The sequence below is a fragment of the Bradyrhizobium sp. AZCC 2176 genome, from assembly GCF_036924645.1.
Lineage (GTDB): Bacteria > Pseudomonadota > Alphaproteobacteria > Rhizobiales > Xanthobacteraceae > Bradyrhizobium.
The window spans coordinates 4,975,922-4,990,377 of sequence record NZ_JAZHRX010000001.1; the positions used below are offsets into that span (position 1 = coordinate 4,975,922).

Consider the following 14,456-nt stretch of genomic DNA (forward strand, 5'->3'; position numbering starts at 1 on the left):
GGCGGACATGTTGAAGTTTCCGCGAACCATCAGGCTGGACCCGTCCGATACCTTTGTTTTCGAGCGGGCGGCGGAACCCGGGGAATGGGCGGTTTCCGGCGCGTTCGTGTTCTGGAACCGGGATCCCGCGACGCTTGGCCAGAAGCAGCGCGTGGCGCTGCGTTCCGGCTTTCTCGGCATCGATAGTCTCGGATGGTCGACCCTTGCCATCGTCACCGAAGCGACGGAAGCGGAGCGAGAGAAGATGATCGAGCGGCTCGCAGGGCAGTTGAGGGAGAAATTCGGGGCGCCCGATGCGGAGGCCGCGCGTCTGGCGGCCGGGGAGGAGATCGCGTTCGCAGCGTCACTGTGCGAGCACCCGCCGCAGACGCTGCTTGCCGTGCAGCGCAGCGTTGAAAACGGCGGGATCCGCGAACGCTTTCGGACCCTCAAGCCGCGCCCGGTTGCCGCAGATGCCGACCGGTTGCACGCCCATGCCAGCGCCTTTACCTTCCATGAAGTCGAAGGCGATGTTGAACCTCAAGAAGAGGTCGATCTTCGCGGGCTGATCAGGGCCGACCGCAAGACGACGGATCGTACATGAGAGAATTCTGGGTCGCCTCGGGCCATCACCTCACGCGCCGCGCCGACCACGGCGGGCTGGTCGCGACGCCTGAACTCATCATGGCCTATCTGGCACGGCCCGAATTGATGCCGCCGGCCGATGCCTGCGACGCCGAGCGCGATCTGCATGCGAGCCTGATGACCGATCCGCTGCGTCCGGTATCGGGCGCGGACATCGCCCGGCTGGCCGATGCCGACGCGCGCGAAAACTGGTCCTTCATGATGAATTTCCGCGACCGGCTGATGGCGGCGCCCTCGCTCGAGGCGGTCTATGTCGCGCTGGCCCGCAAAGGGGCCGGCGACCTGCCGCCGATCTTTCTGTCGCAATTGTGCCACCTGATTCTGCGCAACGCCCTCGAAGGCTGCGACGACCCTTATATATTGCGCGCAGCGGAGCTGTTCTATCGCAGCCAACTGGCGGCCGTCCACGATGGCACGCTGCTGCTGGCCGATGCTGAAGTGATCGAGGCGGAGCAGCATGCCCAGCACGACGTGCACTTGTCGCCGCTCACGGCGATGCTGCAGCAGCCGAAGTCCTTTGGCGAGATGGACGTGATGGACGATGAAAACGCCTGGACCTACTGGTCGCGATCGGACGCGCACGCGATGGTCATGAATCTCGGCGGCAACGCCAAGGCGCGCGCCGGACTGTGCCGGGTCATCGAGCGGTGGATCGCTCATTTGCTCGGCGTTACCGTCAGCGTCGAAACCATCGCCTCAATCGAGGATCGCGACTGGCGCTGGTTCATAGGCCTCGACAGCGAGGCGACGCGGATCGGCAATGCGCTGTGGCGCGGCGAGCCGCTGGAGGGCGACGTTGCCGAGCGCATCGTGGCCCTGATGCGCCTGAGCTTCGAAGATACCCGGCTGGTGGATGAGCGGGTCGGCGACAAGCCGGTCTACCTCATCCTTGCAATGGGCGCGGACAAGGTGGTGAGGTTGAAGCCGCAAAATCTGGTCGCGGGGTTGCCGCTCGCGGCGGCCGCGAATGTCACATGAGCGGTCACCAAATGGAGGATCGAACATGGCAATGACCGAATGGTCCCATGAAATCGGTGTGGGATCGCTGATCAAGTACCTGCTGATCAAGCATCTGGAGCCTTCAAGTTGAGCCCCTCCGCGACACCCTTGTTGCGCATTCCGGTAGGGGTCGTGGTCGAACGCCACAAGGCCGATTCCCCATGGGTTGATTTCGTCTGGCGCGGCATCGGCGTGTTGCCGGATGAACCTGAGATGAAGTCGTGGACGCTTCTGCGCGAGCAGGATGAGACGGCGATCTACTATGCCGGCAGCGCCACCGTCGATCTTTACCGTTCCGAAACGGAGCGCTATCGAGATAATCTTGCGTCCCGCTCGCCCAGCATCTGGGTCGTGTTGAGCCCTTCAGAGGGGGCCTGGCCCTACGCAGTTTCGGCGGTCACCGCCGATCCCGCGGAAGGAGAGGCCTTCACCATAGCAGGCGTCAATCTTGTCGAAGCGGTGCCGATGCCTGAAGTGTTTCGCGAGACGATTGAAAAGTTCATTGGCGAGCACCACATCGAACGGGAATTCGTCAAGCGAAAGCTGGGTCGTGCAGATCCGGAAGCGCTCGCGCGGCGTCATCAGGAAGGCGGGCACGAATGAGCGACGAGGAATTCCTTGCGCGCTGGTCTCGCCTAAAGCGGGAGACGAGGGCCGGCAATGATGCCGTGCAGCCGGTCGAGCCGACGCAGGCGCCCAGCCCGGCCCCTCCCTCGAATACGGTTGAAGACCCGGAAGCGCCGGAGGTCGATCTGTCGAGCTTGCCGCCAATCGATTCGATCGATGCCGGCACGGACATCACGGCTTTCCTGCGCAAAGGCATTCCACAGGAATTGAGCCGTGCGGCGCTTCGTCGCGCCTGGACCGCCGATCCTGCCATACGGGATTTTATCGGCCTTGCCGAGAACGCCTGGGATTTCAACGATCCGAATGCGATGCCAGGATTCGGCCCGCTCGACTGTTCAGAGGCGGAGCTTCGTGGGCTCGTCGATCGGATCGTCGGAGGTGTCAGGGAAGCTGCCGAGGCGCTCCCGGACCGACTCGAAGAGGTCAAGGAAGTCGGGCGGCTGGCTTCTTCCGGGCGCGATCCCGCGCAAGAGCCGAATCGAGCGGAAGCAATTGCCGCGCCGTGCATAACGGATGAGTCCATGCCAGTCGAACCGGCGCCGAATTCTGCTGCGCCGCAACCGTCAATCTCAGAGAGAGGCGACAGCGAGGAGCCTTCCGTTCGGCGCCGCACACATGGCGGCGCACTGCCGCGCTAGCTTCCGACGAAATGCTATAGCTTCAGGCTATACCAATCGATTGACCACTCTGGAACCCGGGTTTAGAGTCGTTCTATAGAGTTCGTTCTACAAAGCAATATCAAGCGCTTGGCACCTGGGATGGGAGGTCCACATGCGTGATGCGGGCCTAGATCGTGCCATTGATTCGGCAGGCGGCGTTCCTCGGCCTGCCCGCAAAATCGGCATTGCGCAGCCTTGGGTCTCAAGCTGGAACAGTGTGCCTGCCGGAAGCGCGATCACGGTGGAAGCCGCGACCGGCGTGCCGCGTCAACAACTTGGTCCCGATCTTTATAGCGAGGCCGCTGTGCCGGATAATGATGTCGATCCCGTTGATGCCGCTCGCGCACGGGAATACGCACTGCTTGCCACGTTGCTTTTGTGTCCGCCGTCCAACGCTTTGCTTGGAGAGATCGCGCGCTTGCGCGGCGACGTAACGCCGCTTGGTCGCGCCCATGCCGCCTTGGCCGAGGCCGCGTCGGAGGTCGTGACCACCGGTGTCGAGCGCGAATATTTCGATCTGTTCGTCGGTCTCGGGCGTGGCGAACTGTTGCCCTATGCCTCCTACTATCTAACCGGCTTTCTCAACGAACGCCCGCTTTCCCGCCTCCGCGACGACCTCACCGCACTCGGCATCGAGCGCGTCGAGAACAATTTCGAACCCGAAGATCATGCGGGCACGTTGTGCGAGATCATGGCTGGATTTGCGGCTGGCCGCTTCCCAGCATCGGAAGAAAGCCAGCGCGTATTCTTCGAGAAGCACATCGTCTCGTGGATGGGGCGCATGTTCGCCGACATGGAGCGGGCAACGAGCGCCAAGTTTTACAAATCGGTGGGGACGCTCGGCCAAGTGTTTATGAAAATCGAAGCTGAAGCTTTTGCCTTCGCCAACTGACCAGGGGCGCTGGTCCGGGAGAGATGCGATGAGGGACGAGAAGAAAACGACAGTTGGTCGCCGCGATTTCCTGCGCAAGGTCGGCGCGGGCGCGGCTAGCGCCGGTGCGACGCTGGCGACACCATTGATCGCGCCCGCACATGCCGACAGCGAGAACAACGATGAAAAGCGCAAGGCGCGCTACAAGGAAACCGATCACGTGAAGACGTTTTACCGCGTCAATCGTTATCCTGCTTGAGGAGGCGACCGTGCTGATCAGAAGAACAGAACAACGTTCCGAATCCGGCCGTCGCGGATCAGCTGCGCAGGGCTTGTTGGGGCAGGGCGGCGGCGGCGGTCTCGATCGCCGCACTTTCCTGCGCCGCTCCGGTCTTGCCGGCGGCGCGCTGGCTGCGCTGAGCACGCTGCCGGTCGCCAGCGTCCGCAAGGCGGAAGCCGCCATGGCCGGTCCGCTTGCCTCAGGGGCGGCCGTCCGCAAGAGCATCTGTACGCATTGTGCGGTCGGATGCACTGTGACCGCGGAAGTGCTCAACGGGGTCTGGATCGGCCAGGAGCCGAGTTGGGATTCCCCCATCAATCGGGGATCGCATTGTGCCAAGGGCGCATCGGTGCGCGAGCTGGTCCACAGCGAGCGGCGGCTTCGCTATCCGATGAAACTCGTCAACGGGCAGTGGACGCGCGTCTCGTGGGAGACGGCCGTCAACGAGATTGGCGACAAGCTGACGGCCATTCGTGAAAAGTCGGGCCCCGATTCCGTCTACTGGCTGGGATCGGCCAAGATGACGAATGAGGGCGCCTATCTGTTCCGCAAGCTCGGCGCGTTCTGGGGCACCAACAATACCGATCACCAAGCACGTATCTGCCATTCGACGACCGTCACCGGCGTGGCCAACACCTGGGGCTACGGCGCGATGACCAACAGCTTCAATGACATCCGCAATGCGAAAACCCAGGTCATTATGGGCGGCAATCCGGCCGAGGCGCATCCGATAGCGATGCAGCATCTGCTCGAGGGCAAGGAGCTTCAAAAGGCCAACTTTATCGTCATCGACCCACGCATGACGCGAACCGCGGCTCACGCGACCGAATATGTGCGCATGCGGCCGGGCACCGACATCCCGATACTCTACGGCATGATGTGGCACATCCTCAAGAACGGCTGGGAGGACAAGGAGTTCATCAAGCAGCGCGTCTACGGTTTCGACGAGCTCCGCGAGGAAGTGGAGAAGTGGAATCCGGAAGAGGTCGAGCGCGTCAGCGGCGTTCCTGGCGAACAGCTCAAGCGCGTCGCCAAGATGTTTGCGACGGAGAAGCCGGCAACGCTGATCTGGGCCATGGGCCAGACCCAGAAGACCGTCGGCACCGCCAACGTGCGGGCGAGTTGCATCGCCCTGTTGATGACCGGCAATGTCGGCAAGGCCGGCGCCGGCGCCAACATCTTCCGTGGCCATGACAACGTGCAGGGAGCAACCGACGTCGGGCTCGATATCGTCACGTTGCCGTTCTATTACGGCCTCGTCGAAGGTGCCTGGAAGCATTGGTCGCGGGTTTGGGAAGTCGATTATGAGTTCTTGAAGTCGCGCTTCGACTCCAAGCAGATCATGGAAACCCCCGGCATCCCGCTCACCCGTTGGTTTGACGCGGTGACGCTGCCGAAAGATCAAGTCGCGCAGAAAGACAATGTGCGGGCGGTGTTCGTGCAGGGACATGCCAGCAACAGCATCACGCGAATTCCTGAATCCCTCAACGGCCTGAAGGCGCTCGAGTTGCTCGTCATAGCCGACCCGCATCCGACCACCTGGGCCTCGCTCTCCGTGGAGGCGGGACGCAAGGATGGCGTCTACATTCTCCCGGTTGCCACGCAATTCGAGTGCAAGGGTTCGCGCGTTGCCTCGAACCGCTCGCTGCAGTGGGGCGAACAGATCGTCAAGCCGATCTTCGAATCGAAGGATGATCTTGAGGTCATCTACAGGATGGCGCAGAAGCTCGGATTTGCCGACAAGATGTTCAAGAACATCAAGGTCGAGAATAATCTTCCGGAAGCCGAAGATGTGTTGCGCGAGATGAATCGCGGAAGCTGGTCGACCGGCTATTGCGGGCAATCGCCCGAGCGGCTCAAGGCGCATATGAAGAACCAGGCGAAGTTCGATATGCTGACGATGCGGGCGCCCAAGGACGATCCTGAAGTCGGCGGCGACTATTACGGACTGCCCTGGCCGTGCTGGGGATCTCCGGAAGTCAAGCATCCGGGCACGCCGCTGCTCTACAACACTAATCTCGCGGTGATGGACGGCGGCGGCACGTTCCGGCCGCGTTTCGGCGTCGAACGCGAGGATAAGCTTCCCGACGGCTCGACGCGAAAGGTTAGTCTGCTGGCGGATGGCTCCTACTCCAAGGATTCCGGAATCCGTGATGGCTATCCGGAGTTCACCTTGGCGAGCCTCAAGAAACTCGGCTGGGATACGGAGCTGACCGAGGCCGAGATGGCAGTCATCAACAAGGTCAATCCCGCCAATCCCGACGCGGTGTCGTGGTCGCTCGATCTGTCAGGCGGAATCCAGCGTGTGGCTCTCAAGCACGGGTGTGTTCCCTACGGCAATGGCAAGGCGCGCATGAATGCTTTCGGCTTGCCGGATCCAATCCCGGTGCACCGCGAGCCGATCTACACTCCGCGCGTGGATCTGGTGGGGAGGTATCCGACGCGGCCGGACGCCAAGCAGTTCCGTGTGCCCAACATCGGTTTCTCCGTGCAGAAGGCGGCGGTGGAGAAGGGGATCGCCAAGCAGTTTCCGCTCATCCTCTCCTCGGGCCGCCTTGTCGAATATGAGGGCGGCGGCGAGGAGACCCGAACCAACCCATGGCTCGCAGAACTGCAGCAGGACATGTTCATCGAGATCAGCCCGGCCGATGCCGCCGAACGCGGCATCAAGGATGGCGGCTGGGTCTGGGTCACAGGCGCCGAGAGCAATTCCAAGGCCAAGATGAAGGCGCTGGTTACCGAGCGGATCGGCAAGGGTGTCGCCTGGATGCCCTTCCACTTCGGCGGCTGGTTCGCAGGCAAGGACCTTCGTGACGCCTACCCGAAGGGCACCGATCCGATCGTTCTCGGCGAAAGCGCGAATACGATAACCACTTACGGCTATGATCCCGCGACCGGCATGCAGGAGCCCAAAGTTACTCTCTGCCAGATCGCGGCGGCATAAGGAGCAACGACCATGGCACGTATGAAATTTCTCTGCGACGCCGACCGTTGCATCGAATGCAATGCCTGCGTCACTGCCTGCAAGAACGAGCACGAGGTGCCCTGGGGCATCAACCGGCGCCGCGTCGTCACCATCAACGATGGCAAGCCGGGTGAGCGTTCGGTCTCGATGGCCTGCATGCATTGCACCGACGCGCCCTGCGCGGCGGTTTGTCCGGTCAATTGCTTCTACACCACGGCCGACGGCGTCGTGCTTCACTCCAAGGATCTCTGCATCGGCTGCGGCTACTGCTTCTACGCCTGTCCGTTCGGTGCGCCGCAATATCCGAAGGTCGGCAATTTCGGCTCGCGCGGCAAGATGGACAAATGCACCTTCTGTGCCGGCGGTCCCGAGGCCGACGGCAGCAGGGAGGAGTACGAGAAGTATGGCGCGAACCGTCTTGCCGAGGGCAAGCTGCCGCTATGCGCCGAAATGTGCTCGACCAAGTCCTTGCTCGCCGGCGACGGCGAAATCATCGCCCAAATTTACAAAGAACGCGTGATGAAGCGCGGCTACGGCTCCGGGGCGTGGGGCTGGAAGACCGCCTATCGCGAGACGATCGAATCCTGATGCCGGCAACGGCTGCGGTCGCGCAACATATCGGGGAGGAGCCTATGGCGTCGTTTGCAAGATTCATCCGCCTGACTATCGGTGCGTGGGCCTTTCTTCTGCTAGTCACTGCGCTGCCGGCGCCATCAACTGCCCAGCAGGTGAATCCGACCGCGAGTTCGGTCAGGGAGCAGCAGCTTCTGCAGGAACTGGACCGGATCCAGGGGCGCGTCAGCATTCCCGACCAGCGTTCCAGCGTGCTCGTACAGCCGGCAGGCCGCGACTGGCGTGAATTCAGGAACGTTACGCTGCGCTGGATCGGTGGGATCTCAATCCTCGGCATGCTAGCTGTGCTCGTGATCTTCTATCTCAGCCGCGGCATGGTCCGGCTCGAGAGCGGTCGCTCGGGTCGCACCATCGTGCGCTTCACGGCGTTCGAGCGCTTCGTGCACTGGGTGACCGCGGCCTGTTTCATCGTTCTGGCCATCTCGGGACTCAACATCACCTTCGGCCGTCCGCTGCTCCTGCCCCTTGTTGGCTTCGAAGCGTTTTCCGAGTGGTCGCAATGGGCGAAGTATGCGCACATTTATCTGAGCTTTCCGTTCACCATCGGAGTGGTATTGATCTTCCTGATCTGGATCGCCGGTAACATCCCGAACAAGGTGGATGTCGATTGGATCAAGCGAGGCGGCGGCATCGTCGGCCACGATCATCCGCCGGCCCAGCGTTTTAATGCTGGGCAGAAGGCAATCTACTGGATCGTCATCATCGGCGGCAGTGCCGTTGCGGTAACTGGTTATCTGCTGATGTTCCCGTTCTACCTGTCCGGGATCGAGGGAATGCAGTGGGCGCAGATCATCCACTCGATCGTGGCGGTGCTGTTCGTGGCGGTGATGTTGGCGCACATCTACATCGGCACCATCGGCATGGAAGGAGCCTTCGAGGCGATGGGCAGCGGCACGGTCGATGTCAATTGGGCCAAGGAGCATCACTCGCTCTGGGCCGAAGAGGAGCAGGCAAAGGCTGGCGCGGCCTCGGGCGGCACGCCGCGACCCGTGGCGGCCGAATGAGCCGGCCCGATATTTGAGGGAGTGCCATGAAAGTCTTTGTTGCGGCCGTGGTATTTGCGGCGATCGTCGCGGCCGGAATGTCGATCGTGCTGAATTCCGTTCAGCGGCCGAGCTATGAGGCCTTCGCCACCGGCAGCACCAGAGTAGGCGACCCTGGCCGCAATCTTGTCGGTCCGGGCTGATCGAGGCTGGAGCGCCTTGTGAGCGCACCGAACATATCTATGGCGTGGCCGATCGAAATCCGCCTTGCCAAGGACCGCCGGACAGTGCGGGTCGCCTTTGACGACGGCAAGGTTTTCGATCTCTCCGCGGAATTGCTCCGCGTGACCAGCCCGTCCGCCGAGGTGCAGGGGCATTCCGAAGCCGAGCGCAAGACGGTCGGCGGCAAACGTAATGTGACCATTCTTTCCGTCGATCCTGTCGGCAATTATGCCGTCAGGATAGGGTTCGACGACATGCACTCGACCGGCATCTACTCCTGGGCGTTCCTGCGCGATCTCGGCGAGAATGCCGAGCGGCGCTTTCAGGACTACCTCGACGACCTTCAGGCCAAGGGGCTCGACCGCGACAGGCCGGGCGTGCGCTGAGGGCGGATGGGAATGGCACGCAGGGCTCTGGTGGAAGCGCCGCGTCGCAACGGAGGCCGATCGACGCTTCTGGTGCTTGCGGTCGCCTTGATCGCGCTGCCGATCGGCACGACGGCCGCCTCCGCGCAACTGCGCGGGCATGGCGGGCCGGTGCGGGCGCTGGCGATCTCGGCCGACGGTCAAAGCGCTATCTCCGGCAGCTTTGATTCGACGGCCATCCGGTGGTCGCTGACGCGCAATGCGGCTGAGCAGGTGCTTCGGTTCCATGCCGACGCCGTCAACGCGGTCGCGCTGCTCGGCGCGGGGCGCGCCGCGACCGCCGGCGCCGATGGCCGCATTGCCATCTGGACTTTGGGCAAGGCAGAGCCCGACACGGTGTTCGAAGGCCACGCGGCGCCGATCGTCGCGCTGGCGGCATCGCCGGACGGTGCAACGCTTGCATCGGCCTCGTGGGATCACACGGTGCGGCTCTGGCCGCTCGCAGGCGGTGCACAGCGCGTGCTCGATGGGCATACGCAGAACGTCAACGGCGTGGCGTTTACCGCCGATGGCCGCGCTCTTGTCAGCGTCAGCTACGACCTCAGCGTTCGCATCTGGCCGCTGTCGGGAATGCAAACGCCGACCGTCGTTGCGATGCCGACCCCGCTCAACGCCGTGGCCGCCGGCGCCGATGGTGAAATCGCGGTCGGCGGCGCGGACGGCAAGGTTTATTTCCTGACCGCAGGCGGCGCGCGTACCGGCGAGGTCGCGGCAGGGCCAAGGCCGGTGATCTCGATTGCGATTTCGCCTGACGGTGCGCTGGTTGCCGCCGCCGGCATTGGTGGCGCGGTCGCGGTGATCGACCGCAAGACGCGCGCGCTTGCGCGCACGCTGGTCGGTCCGGGGCTGCCGGTCTGGTCGGTGGTGTTCTCACCCGACAGCCGCACGCTGCTCACGGGCGGCGCTGATAACATCATCCGGCGCTGGAACGCGGCGACGGGCGAGCCGGTCGATCCGCTTCTGGTGGAAACGGCGGGAGATCCGCTCGCAGCCTTTAGCGGATATCGCGGCGCGGAAATCTTTCGAGCCTGCGTCGCCTGTCATACGCTTGGCGCCGACCAGGCCAATCGCGCAGGCCCGACGCTCGCCGGCATCTTCGGCCGACGCATCGCCACTGCACCGGGCTACAATTTTTCCGAGGCGCTCAAGCGGCTCGATATCGTGTGGACGCCAGAGACGGTTTCCAAACTGTTCGAACTCGGACCGCAGGCCTACACGCCCGGCACCAAGATGCCGGAGCAGCGCATCGGTTCGGAACAGGACCGCGCCGCGCTGGTGCAGTTCCTCGAGCATGCGACCAAGCAATAGAGCGGTGCGGCGATTATTCCGGCTGCGTCACTGTTTCACGGGCTTCGAGAAGACCAGCGACATATCCTCGAACTCCTCGGTCGGAAGCCTGGTTACGCCCGCGGCGGCAGGTGATCTGTTCGACAACGCCACGCCAGTGGTTACGGTAGAACGTTCATGGGAAATTGAGTACGAGCGCATCGTGGTTGCGACAGCGAGCAGGGCAACTGCCACGAATCCGGAAATCAGCAGACGCTTCATGGAGAACTCCGTTAGTTCGAAATGCAGTGTGGCTTGCACCACCGCATTACGGCCAACGGTCACGCGTGAATGTGGCCTGCGTCACCTATCACGATCTTGTTTTTGGCAATGTGGTCAGGTTCCATGAGGGCGCACCAACGAGGTGCGCGTCTACTTAATGTTGAATTGAAACCCCAGCGCTCGCTCCCCGATAGTCGATTGAGTTGCGTGATTCTGCTTATGAGGTGGGATGGCGACCGGTCCGTGGATTGATCGGGCCCGTCGGCCGGCGCCTCAGCGCTTCCGGCAGAAACTCCTCGTCCGACGCGGGAATGGCGCTGGAGCGGACGTCTGCCGCGGACTGGGCGCGTTCGTGTGGCGTCTGGTTGTCGTTGAATCTTCGCTTCACGTCGACGCCGTCAACGGGATCGTTGACGCCGTGCTGGGTGTCCCTGAAGTCGCCCATGAAAATTCTCTCCGACGTTCATTGATCGGCACGCTCGAAAAACGCGAATTGGCGAACAAGGGTTCCCCCTCGGTTCGGCAGCAGAGCAGCCAAATTGAAGCACCGAGTGGAACCGCAGGTGCCATGCCCGATTGATTCCAGACGAACATAGTTACCGCATCCACGAGCCATTTTGCGGATGTGAGGCAATCGCCGACTTTACCAGCGGATGGTCGCGACGAAATAAAGGCATAGTCAGGCATACCAAATGGGTATGGGAGAATGCGATGGGACTCGAAGCCGTGTATTTCCTCGGAGCGCTGGTGCTTCTTACCGCGCTCATCTATGGCACCCAGAGCTATCATTATCGCAACAAGGCGGCGACGCGGGCAGGAGGTGAAATCGTTCGTGAACGGTATAGACAGAACCAGGGCTAAGGCGCCGAAAAAATCCGATACCCTGTTCGACAATTAGCACCCGGTAGCTCCTTGAAGCGGGTGCATGAACAAATTCAATCCTGAAACCGCAATCCGAAAACGGCAATGGCGACGTGAGCCGCGCGCGACGGAGTCTGCGGTCGGATCGCGCCGGGTCGATTTCAGCCCGCAGATTGTAGCTTCGCGGCGCGCGCGTATCACGGCACGCTTTGGGAAGCCTTGGCGCCAAGCGCGGTCTTGCTGCCGGCGTCGCGACCGGGGACGCTGACATGAACCTCATGGCCCTGACGGATCGCCAGCGACGCAGCCGCGACGGCCGCCTCGAAAGCCGCTTCCTTTGTGTCGTAATCGTGCTGCGCGGTGCCGTCGTGGAGGACCGTCCAGCCGTCCGGCTTGGAAACGATCATGTATTCCGCCAATCCCATCGTTGCCTCCGTGCTGTCAGCAAGAGCAACGTTGAAATATGTTTGCCGGTTCCGATGGGTGCACCAGGGTAAGGCGGCGGGCGCTCGCATGCGGCTACGCGCCGCCGTGCTGCAACGACCTGTTCGATCAGGTTTTCGGTGGACGTCCGCGTTTGGCGAATAGCAATCCCCGCATATTAGCAGCGTTCTGAAGGATACCTGCGCGCTTTAGCGCCTCGCTTCGCGCAGGACCGTGGGGCATCGCTCGTGCTTGCTCAAGCGCTACGAGCGCTTCCATATGCAAGTCCTGCTGGGGACGTTCCTCGAATCTCTTCTTGTCCATTAAAAAAGACTAGGAGGGAACATCATACTCTGTCTGTTCGGTTCCAGACGTTGGAACCCTGAGTTCACAGATTCATCAGGAACCAAATTACATGCTGTTCGCTTCCAGTTCTGGAGGTGTCCAATGAGCAAAGAGAAGCCCACCGACGACCCGCGTGACCGGACGGACTGGGGATCGCACAAGCAGACCGACAAGCCGTGGAAGGGAAATCCGGAGAAGGAGCAACGGCCGGGCCCGTCAAAGCCCGATCTGGAAAAATGGCATGAGGCCAATACGCATTAGCCGCCGCGGCGCGATGGATGGAGATATCGCGGATGCTTGAAGAGAAACTGAAGGAAGCGATTGTCGCCGAGCTGAAGAGGCAGGCGGCGAATGATCCGCATTCGCTTAGTATCGACGACTCCGAAGATCTCATCGTGAAGGGCAAGATCGATTTGGACGATCTGGCGATGGTAATTGCGGGCGCCGTTGCAGGCGGGCCGTGAGGCCCCGGCGAGGTCGCCCTTTGCCGGCAGGCCAACTCAGGAACAGAGATTGCCGCCGGACGTTCTCCCAAAAATGGTTGGACGTAGACATGACGGAACCGCTTCCCCTGCTGATAGAGAGTTCGATTGAAATCGCCTGGGACTATCTCGCGCGCACGGGGGAATTGGGCGATGCGATGGTGGCCGGCCGCTTTCTCAGCGACACGATAGAGTTGATGGTGCGCCGCGGCGAGCGGCGGCGGTTGATGCTGGCTAACAAGGCAATCGCGGCCTATCAGCAATTCAGGCGGCAGCAGTCACAACATCCAGTACTCGCCTCGGCATGATGGCCGTTCATTTGCTTGCGCGGGAACTCTTTGCGCGAGCGCCGGTTGAAGAATCGCTTCAATCAAAGGAGTTCCCCCATGAAGAAAACTATCCTGGCTTGTGCATGTGCTCTGTTGCTGTCGACCGGGAGCGTGCTCGCACAAGCTCAGCCGGCCCCGGGTGCGTCAAGCGAACAAAAGGTCGGCCAAAGCCAAGGCGCGACCAAGAGCACGACCAAGCACACGAACATGAAAAAGGGAACGACGACGGGGGCGGCTACAGGCAAAACGAAGTCCAGTAGCAGTCCTTCCAGCATGGGCAATGTCGGACCCGGCACCAACAACAATGCCGGCCCGCAACCGGGCGGTCGTTAAGTGCTCGGCGAATGCCGCTTGCTTGCAGGAGCAGCGGCATTCGTCTGTTACGCGCACGACGACACGGCGATGCCGTCTCGGTGTGAGGCGCCCGCCTGTCAGCTTCGACGCGAGATTTACGATAACGGCAACTCGGCCGTCATCCTTCCCTATGATCTCGAACGCAAGACCGTGCTGCTCACCAGGCAATTGCGCTTGCCGATATTTTTGGATGGCACCGAGCGAACCGTGGAGGCGTTGGCGGCGGGGAAGACGGTCGGAAAGCATTAGAAGGCGCCGCGGCCTTGTTGGCAGCCCGCCTGACACGAAGCGCGCGGGAACGCCGGCAGAGCGGCGCCCGTGCGAACTGTTGAATATTGAGGATCAGCAAGATGGCGAAGAAAGTAAAGAAGCGCAAATATTCAAAGGGTGCGGCGAAGAAGGTCGGCCGCGCCATGAAGAAGCGCAAGTCAGGCACGCTGAAAAGCGGTCGATCCGGCAAGGAGGTCAAGAGCAGAAAGCAGGCGATCGCGATCGGCCTGTCCGAAGCCCGGAAGAGGGGCGCCAAGGTGCCAAAGAAGCATTCGAGGAAGAAGTCCTGAAGAGCTCAGTCCGAGCGGGCTAGATCGGCGCCTGGATAGGCCACCATCCAGTCGTCAAGTAATTCATCCCCGAAATCATCGAGCGCGCGGTATCGATAGCGCTCGGAATTTCGGGACGGGGAGATTTTGCGGCTTCGAGGGAACGTGCGTTTGGGTGCCATCGGTCTTCACCGCTCCGTCGGCGTACCCCTGTCCGCATGATGAGCATTAGAACGGCGAGCGGCTGAACGAGGTTCCTGTGACCTCATGAAAAAAGCGAAGGAAGG

22 protein-coding genes are annotated in these 14,456 nt (G+C 61.9%); 19 read left to right on the plus strand and 3 right to left on the minus strand.

Translation table 11 applies throughout. The features are described from left to right. Positions 1-7: 7 nt before the first annotated feature. From V1288_RS23405 to V1288_RS23460, 12 genes are all read left to right on the plus strand, one after another. A complete protein-coding gene (locus V1288_RS23405) occupies positions 8-583 on the plus strand; it encodes a DUF6505 family protein (RefSeq protein WP_334359285.1) in 576 nt (191 codons plus the stop codon). Then, on the plus strand, positions 580-1,602 hold the full coding sequence (locus V1288_RS23410; RefSeq protein ID WP_334359286.1) for a DUF6352 family protein: 1,023 nt from the start codon (positions 580-582) through the stop codon (positions 1,600-1,602). The genes V1288_RS23405 and V1288_RS23410 overlap by 4 nt, the downstream gene beginning before the upstream one ends. A 108-nt stretch (positions 1,603-1,710) precedes the next feature. Continuing rightward, entirely contained in the window at positions 1,711-2,226 is a 516-nt protein-coding gene (locus tag V1288_RS23415) for a DUF3305 domain-containing protein (RefSeq protein ID WP_334359287.1), read from the plus strand. Next, positions 2,223-2,888: a DUF3306 domain-containing protein gene (locus tag V1288_RS23420; protein WP_334359288.1), complete on the plus strand. Its 666-nt coding sequence runs from the start codon at positions 2,223-2,225 to the stop codon at positions 2,886-2,888. The genes V1288_RS23415 and V1288_RS23420 overlap by 4 nt, the downstream gene beginning before the upstream one ends. 133 nt (positions 2,889-3,021) lie before the next feature. Continuing rightward, positions 3,022-3,801, plus strand: coding sequence for a molecular chaperone TorD family protein (locus V1288_RS23425; RefSeq protein ID WP_334359289.1), 780 nt, complete (start codon positions 3,022-3,024; stop codon positions 3,799-3,801). A 28-nt stretch (positions 3,802-3,829) separates the two neighbouring features. After that, positions 3,830-4,039, plus strand: a complete 210-nt coding sequence (locus V1288_RS23430; RefSeq protein ID WP_334359290.1) for a twin-arginine translocation signal domain-containing protein — start codon at positions 3,830-3,832, stop codon at positions 4,037-4,039. 10 nt (positions 4,040-4,049) lie between these two features. Further along, positions 4,050-7,004: a formate dehydrogenase subunit alpha gene (locus tag V1288_RS23435; RefSeq protein ID WP_334359291.1), complete on the plus strand. Its 2,955-nt coding sequence runs from the start codon at positions 4,050-4,052 to the stop codon at positions 7,002-7,004. A gap of 12 nt (positions 7,005-7,016) precedes the next feature. Further along, positions 7,017-7,613, plus strand: a complete 597-nt coding sequence (fdh3B, locus tag V1288_RS23440; RefSeq protein WP_171578555.1) for a formate dehydrogenase FDH3 subunit beta — start codon at positions 7,017-7,019, stop codon at positions 7,611-7,613. Positions 7,614-7,657: 44 nt separating this feature from the next. Further along, the gene (locus tag V1288_RS23445) at positions 7,658-8,662 is read left to right on the plus strand and encodes a formate dehydrogenase subunit gamma (protein WP_334359292.1); all 1,005 of its coding nucleotides are present in this window, start codon (positions 7,658-7,660) and stop codon (positions 8,660-8,662) included. A gap of 26 nt (positions 8,663-8,688) precedes the next feature. Further along, positions 8,689-8,844, plus strand: a complete 156-nt coding sequence (locus V1288_RS23450) for a hypothetical protein (protein ID WP_334359293.1) — start codon at positions 8,689-8,691, stop codon at positions 8,842-8,844. A 39-nt stretch (positions 8,845-8,883) separates the two neighbouring features. After that, positions 8,884-9,249, plus strand: coding sequence for a DUF971 domain-containing protein (locus tag V1288_RS23455; RefSeq protein WP_334361382.1), 366 nt, complete (start codon positions 8,884-8,886; stop codon positions 9,247-9,249). Positions 9,250-9,261: 12 nt separating this feature from the next. Beyond that, positions 9,262-10,596 (plus strand): c-type cytochrome, encoded by a 1,335-nt coding sequence (locus V1288_RS23460; protein WP_334359294.1) that lies wholly within the window; start codon positions 9,262-9,264, stop codon positions 10,594-10,596. A gap of 27 nt (positions 10,597-10,623) precedes the next feature. Here the strand turns inward: V1288_RS23460 and V1288_RS23465 are convergent, their stop codons facing one another. Continuing rightward, positions 10,624-10,836 (minus strand): hypothetical protein, encoded by a 213-nt coding sequence (locus V1288_RS23465; RefSeq protein ID WP_334359295.1) that lies wholly within the window; start codon positions 10,834-10,836, stop codon positions 10,624-10,626. Between the two features lie 217 nt (positions 10,837-11,053). Further along, entirely contained in the window at positions 11,054-11,281 is a 228-nt protein-coding gene (locus tag V1288_RS23470; protein ID WP_334359296.1) for a hypothetical protein, read from the minus strand. 266 nt (positions 11,282-11,547) lie between these two features. On the opposite strand from V1288_RS23470, the gene V1288_RS23475 reads away from it, so the two are divergent. After that, positions 11,548-11,697: a hypothetical protein gene (locus V1288_RS23475; RefSeq protein WP_334359297.1), complete on the plus strand. Its 150-nt coding sequence runs from the start codon at positions 11,548-11,550 to the stop codon at positions 11,695-11,697. 197 nt (positions 11,698-11,894) lie between these two features. Here the strand turns inward: V1288_RS23475 and V1288_RS23480 are convergent, their stop codons facing one another. After that, the gene (locus V1288_RS23480; protein ID WP_334359298.1) at positions 11,895-12,122 is read right to left on the minus strand and encodes a DUF2188 domain-containing protein; all 228 of its coding nucleotides are present in this window, start codon (positions 12,120-12,122) and stop codon (positions 11,895-11,897) included. A 445-nt stretch (positions 12,123-12,567) separates the two neighbouring features. On the opposite strand from V1288_RS23480, the gene V1288_RS23485 reads away from it, so the two are divergent. The 6 genes from V1288_RS23485 (at position 12,568) to V1288_RS23510 (ending at position 14,190) form a co-directional block, all read left to right on the plus strand. Further along, a complete protein-coding gene (locus V1288_RS23485; protein ID WP_334359299.1) occupies positions 12,568-12,726 on the plus strand; it encodes a hypothetical protein in 159 nt (52 codons plus the stop codon). A 32-nt stretch (positions 12,727-12,758) separates the two neighbouring features. After that, positions 12,759-12,929 (plus strand): hypothetical protein, encoded by a 171-nt coding sequence (locus V1288_RS23490; RefSeq protein ID WP_334359300.1) that lies wholly within the window; start codon positions 12,759-12,761, stop codon positions 12,927-12,929. An 89-nt stretch (positions 12,930-13,018) separates the two neighbouring features. After that, positions 13,019-13,255, plus strand: a complete 237-nt coding sequence (locus V1288_RS23495; protein WP_334359301.1) for a hypothetical protein — start codon at positions 13,019-13,021, stop codon at positions 13,253-13,255. A 78-nt stretch (positions 13,256-13,333) separates the two neighbouring features. Continuing rightward, positions 13,334-13,609 carry a hypothetical protein gene (locus V1288_RS23500; protein WP_334359302.1) on the plus strand — a complete coding sequence of 92 codons (276 nt, stop codon included), beginning with the start codon at positions 13,334-13,336 and terminating at the stop codon, positions 13,607-13,609. Between the two features lie 69 nt (positions 13,610-13,678). Next, entirely contained in the window at positions 13,679-13,879 is a 201-nt protein-coding gene (locus V1288_RS23505) for a hypothetical protein (RefSeq protein ID WP_334359303.1), read from the plus strand. Positions 13,880-13,980: 101 nt separating this feature from the next. Further along, entirely contained in the window at positions 13,981-14,190 is a 210-nt protein-coding gene (locus tag V1288_RS23510) for a DUF6496 domain-containing protein (RefSeq protein ID WP_334359304.1), read from the plus strand. Positions 14,191-14,456 lie beyond the last annotated feature (266 nt).

What these genes read in the sequence shown, in the direction of transcription:
- V1288_RS23405 (WP_334359285.1), top strand. Translation starts at nt 8, where the DNA reads ATGTTGAAGTTTCCGCGAACCATCAGGCTGGACCCGTCCGATACCTTT.
- V1288_RS23410 (WP_334359286.1), top strand. Translation starts at nt 580, where the DNA reads ATGAGAGAATTCTGGGTCGCCTCGGGCCATCACCTCACGCGCCGCGCC.
- V1288_RS23420 (WP_334359288.1), top strand. Translation starts at nt 2,223, where the DNA reads ATGAGCGACGAGGAATTCCTTGCGCGCTGGTCTCGCCTAAAGCGGGAG.
- V1288_RS23425 (WP_334359289.1), top strand. Translation starts at nt 3,022, where the DNA reads ATGCGTGATGCGGGCCTAGATCGTGCCATTGATTCGGCAGGCGGCGTT.
- V1288_RS23430 (WP_334359290.1), top strand. Translation starts at nt 3,830, where the DNA reads ATGAGGGACGAGAAGAAAACGACAGTTGGTCGCCGCGATTTCCTGCGC.
- fdh3B (WP_171578555.1), top strand. Translation starts at nt 7,017, where the DNA reads ATGGCACGTATGAAATTTCTCTGCGACGCCGACCGTTGCATCGAATGC.
- V1288_RS23445 (WP_334359292.1), top strand. Translation starts at nt 7,658, where the DNA reads ATGGCGTCGTTTGCAAGATTCATCCGCCTGACTATCGGTGCGTGGGCC.
- V1288_RS23450 (WP_334359293.1), top strand. Translation starts at nt 8,689, where the DNA reads ATGAAAGTCTTTGTTGCGGCCGTGGTATTTGCGGCGATCGTCGCGGCC.
- V1288_RS23455 (WP_334361382.1), top strand. Translation starts at nt 8,884, where the DNA reads ATGGCGTGGCCGATCGAAATCCGCCTTGCCAAGGACCGCCGGACAGTG.
- V1288_RS23460 (WP_334359294.1), top strand. Translation starts at nt 9,262, where the DNA reads ATGGCACGCAGGGCTCTGGTGGAAGCGCCGCGTCGCAACGGAGGCCGA.
- V1288_RS23465 (WP_334359295.1), bottom strand. Translation starts at nt 10,836, where the DNA reads ATGAAGCGTCTGCTGATTTCCGGATTCGTGGCAGTTGCCCTGCTCGCT.
- V1288_RS23470 (WP_334359296.1), bottom strand. Translation starts at nt 11,281, where the DNA reads ATGGGCGACTTCAGGGACACCCAGCACGGCGTCAACGATCCCGTTGAC.
- V1288_RS23475 (WP_334359297.1), top strand. Translation starts at nt 11,548, where the DNA reads ATGGGACTCGAAGCCGTGTATTTCCTCGGAGCGCTGGTGCTTCTTACC.
- V1288_RS23480 (WP_334359298.1), bottom strand. Translation starts at nt 12,122, where the DNA reads ATGGGATTGGCGGAATACATGATCGTTTCCAAGCCGGACGGCTGGACG.
- V1288_RS23485 (WP_334359299.1), top strand. Translation starts at nt 12,568, where the DNA reads ATGAGCAAAGAGAAGCCCACCGACGACCCGCGTGACCGGACGGACTGG.
- V1288_RS23490 (WP_334359300.1), top strand. Translation starts at nt 12,759, where the DNA reads ATGCTTGAAGAGAAACTGAAGGAAGCGATTGTCGCCGAGCTGAAGAGG.
- V1288_RS23495 (WP_334359301.1), top strand. Translation starts at nt 13,019, where the DNA reads ATGACGGAACCGCTTCCCCTGCTGATAGAGAGTTCGATTGAAATCGCC.
- V1288_RS23500 (WP_334359302.1), top strand. Translation starts at nt 13,334, where the DNA reads ATGAAGAAAACTATCCTGGCTTGTGCATGTGCTCTGTTGCTGTCGACC.
- V1288_RS23505 (WP_334359303.1), top strand. Translation starts at nt 13,679, where the DNA reads ATGCCGTCTCGGTGTGAGGCGCCCGCCTGTCAGCTTCGACGCGAGATT.
- V1288_RS23510 (WP_334359304.1), top strand. Translation starts at nt 13,981, where the DNA reads ATGGCGAAGAAAGTAAAGAAGCGCAAATATTCAAAGGGTGCGGCGAAG.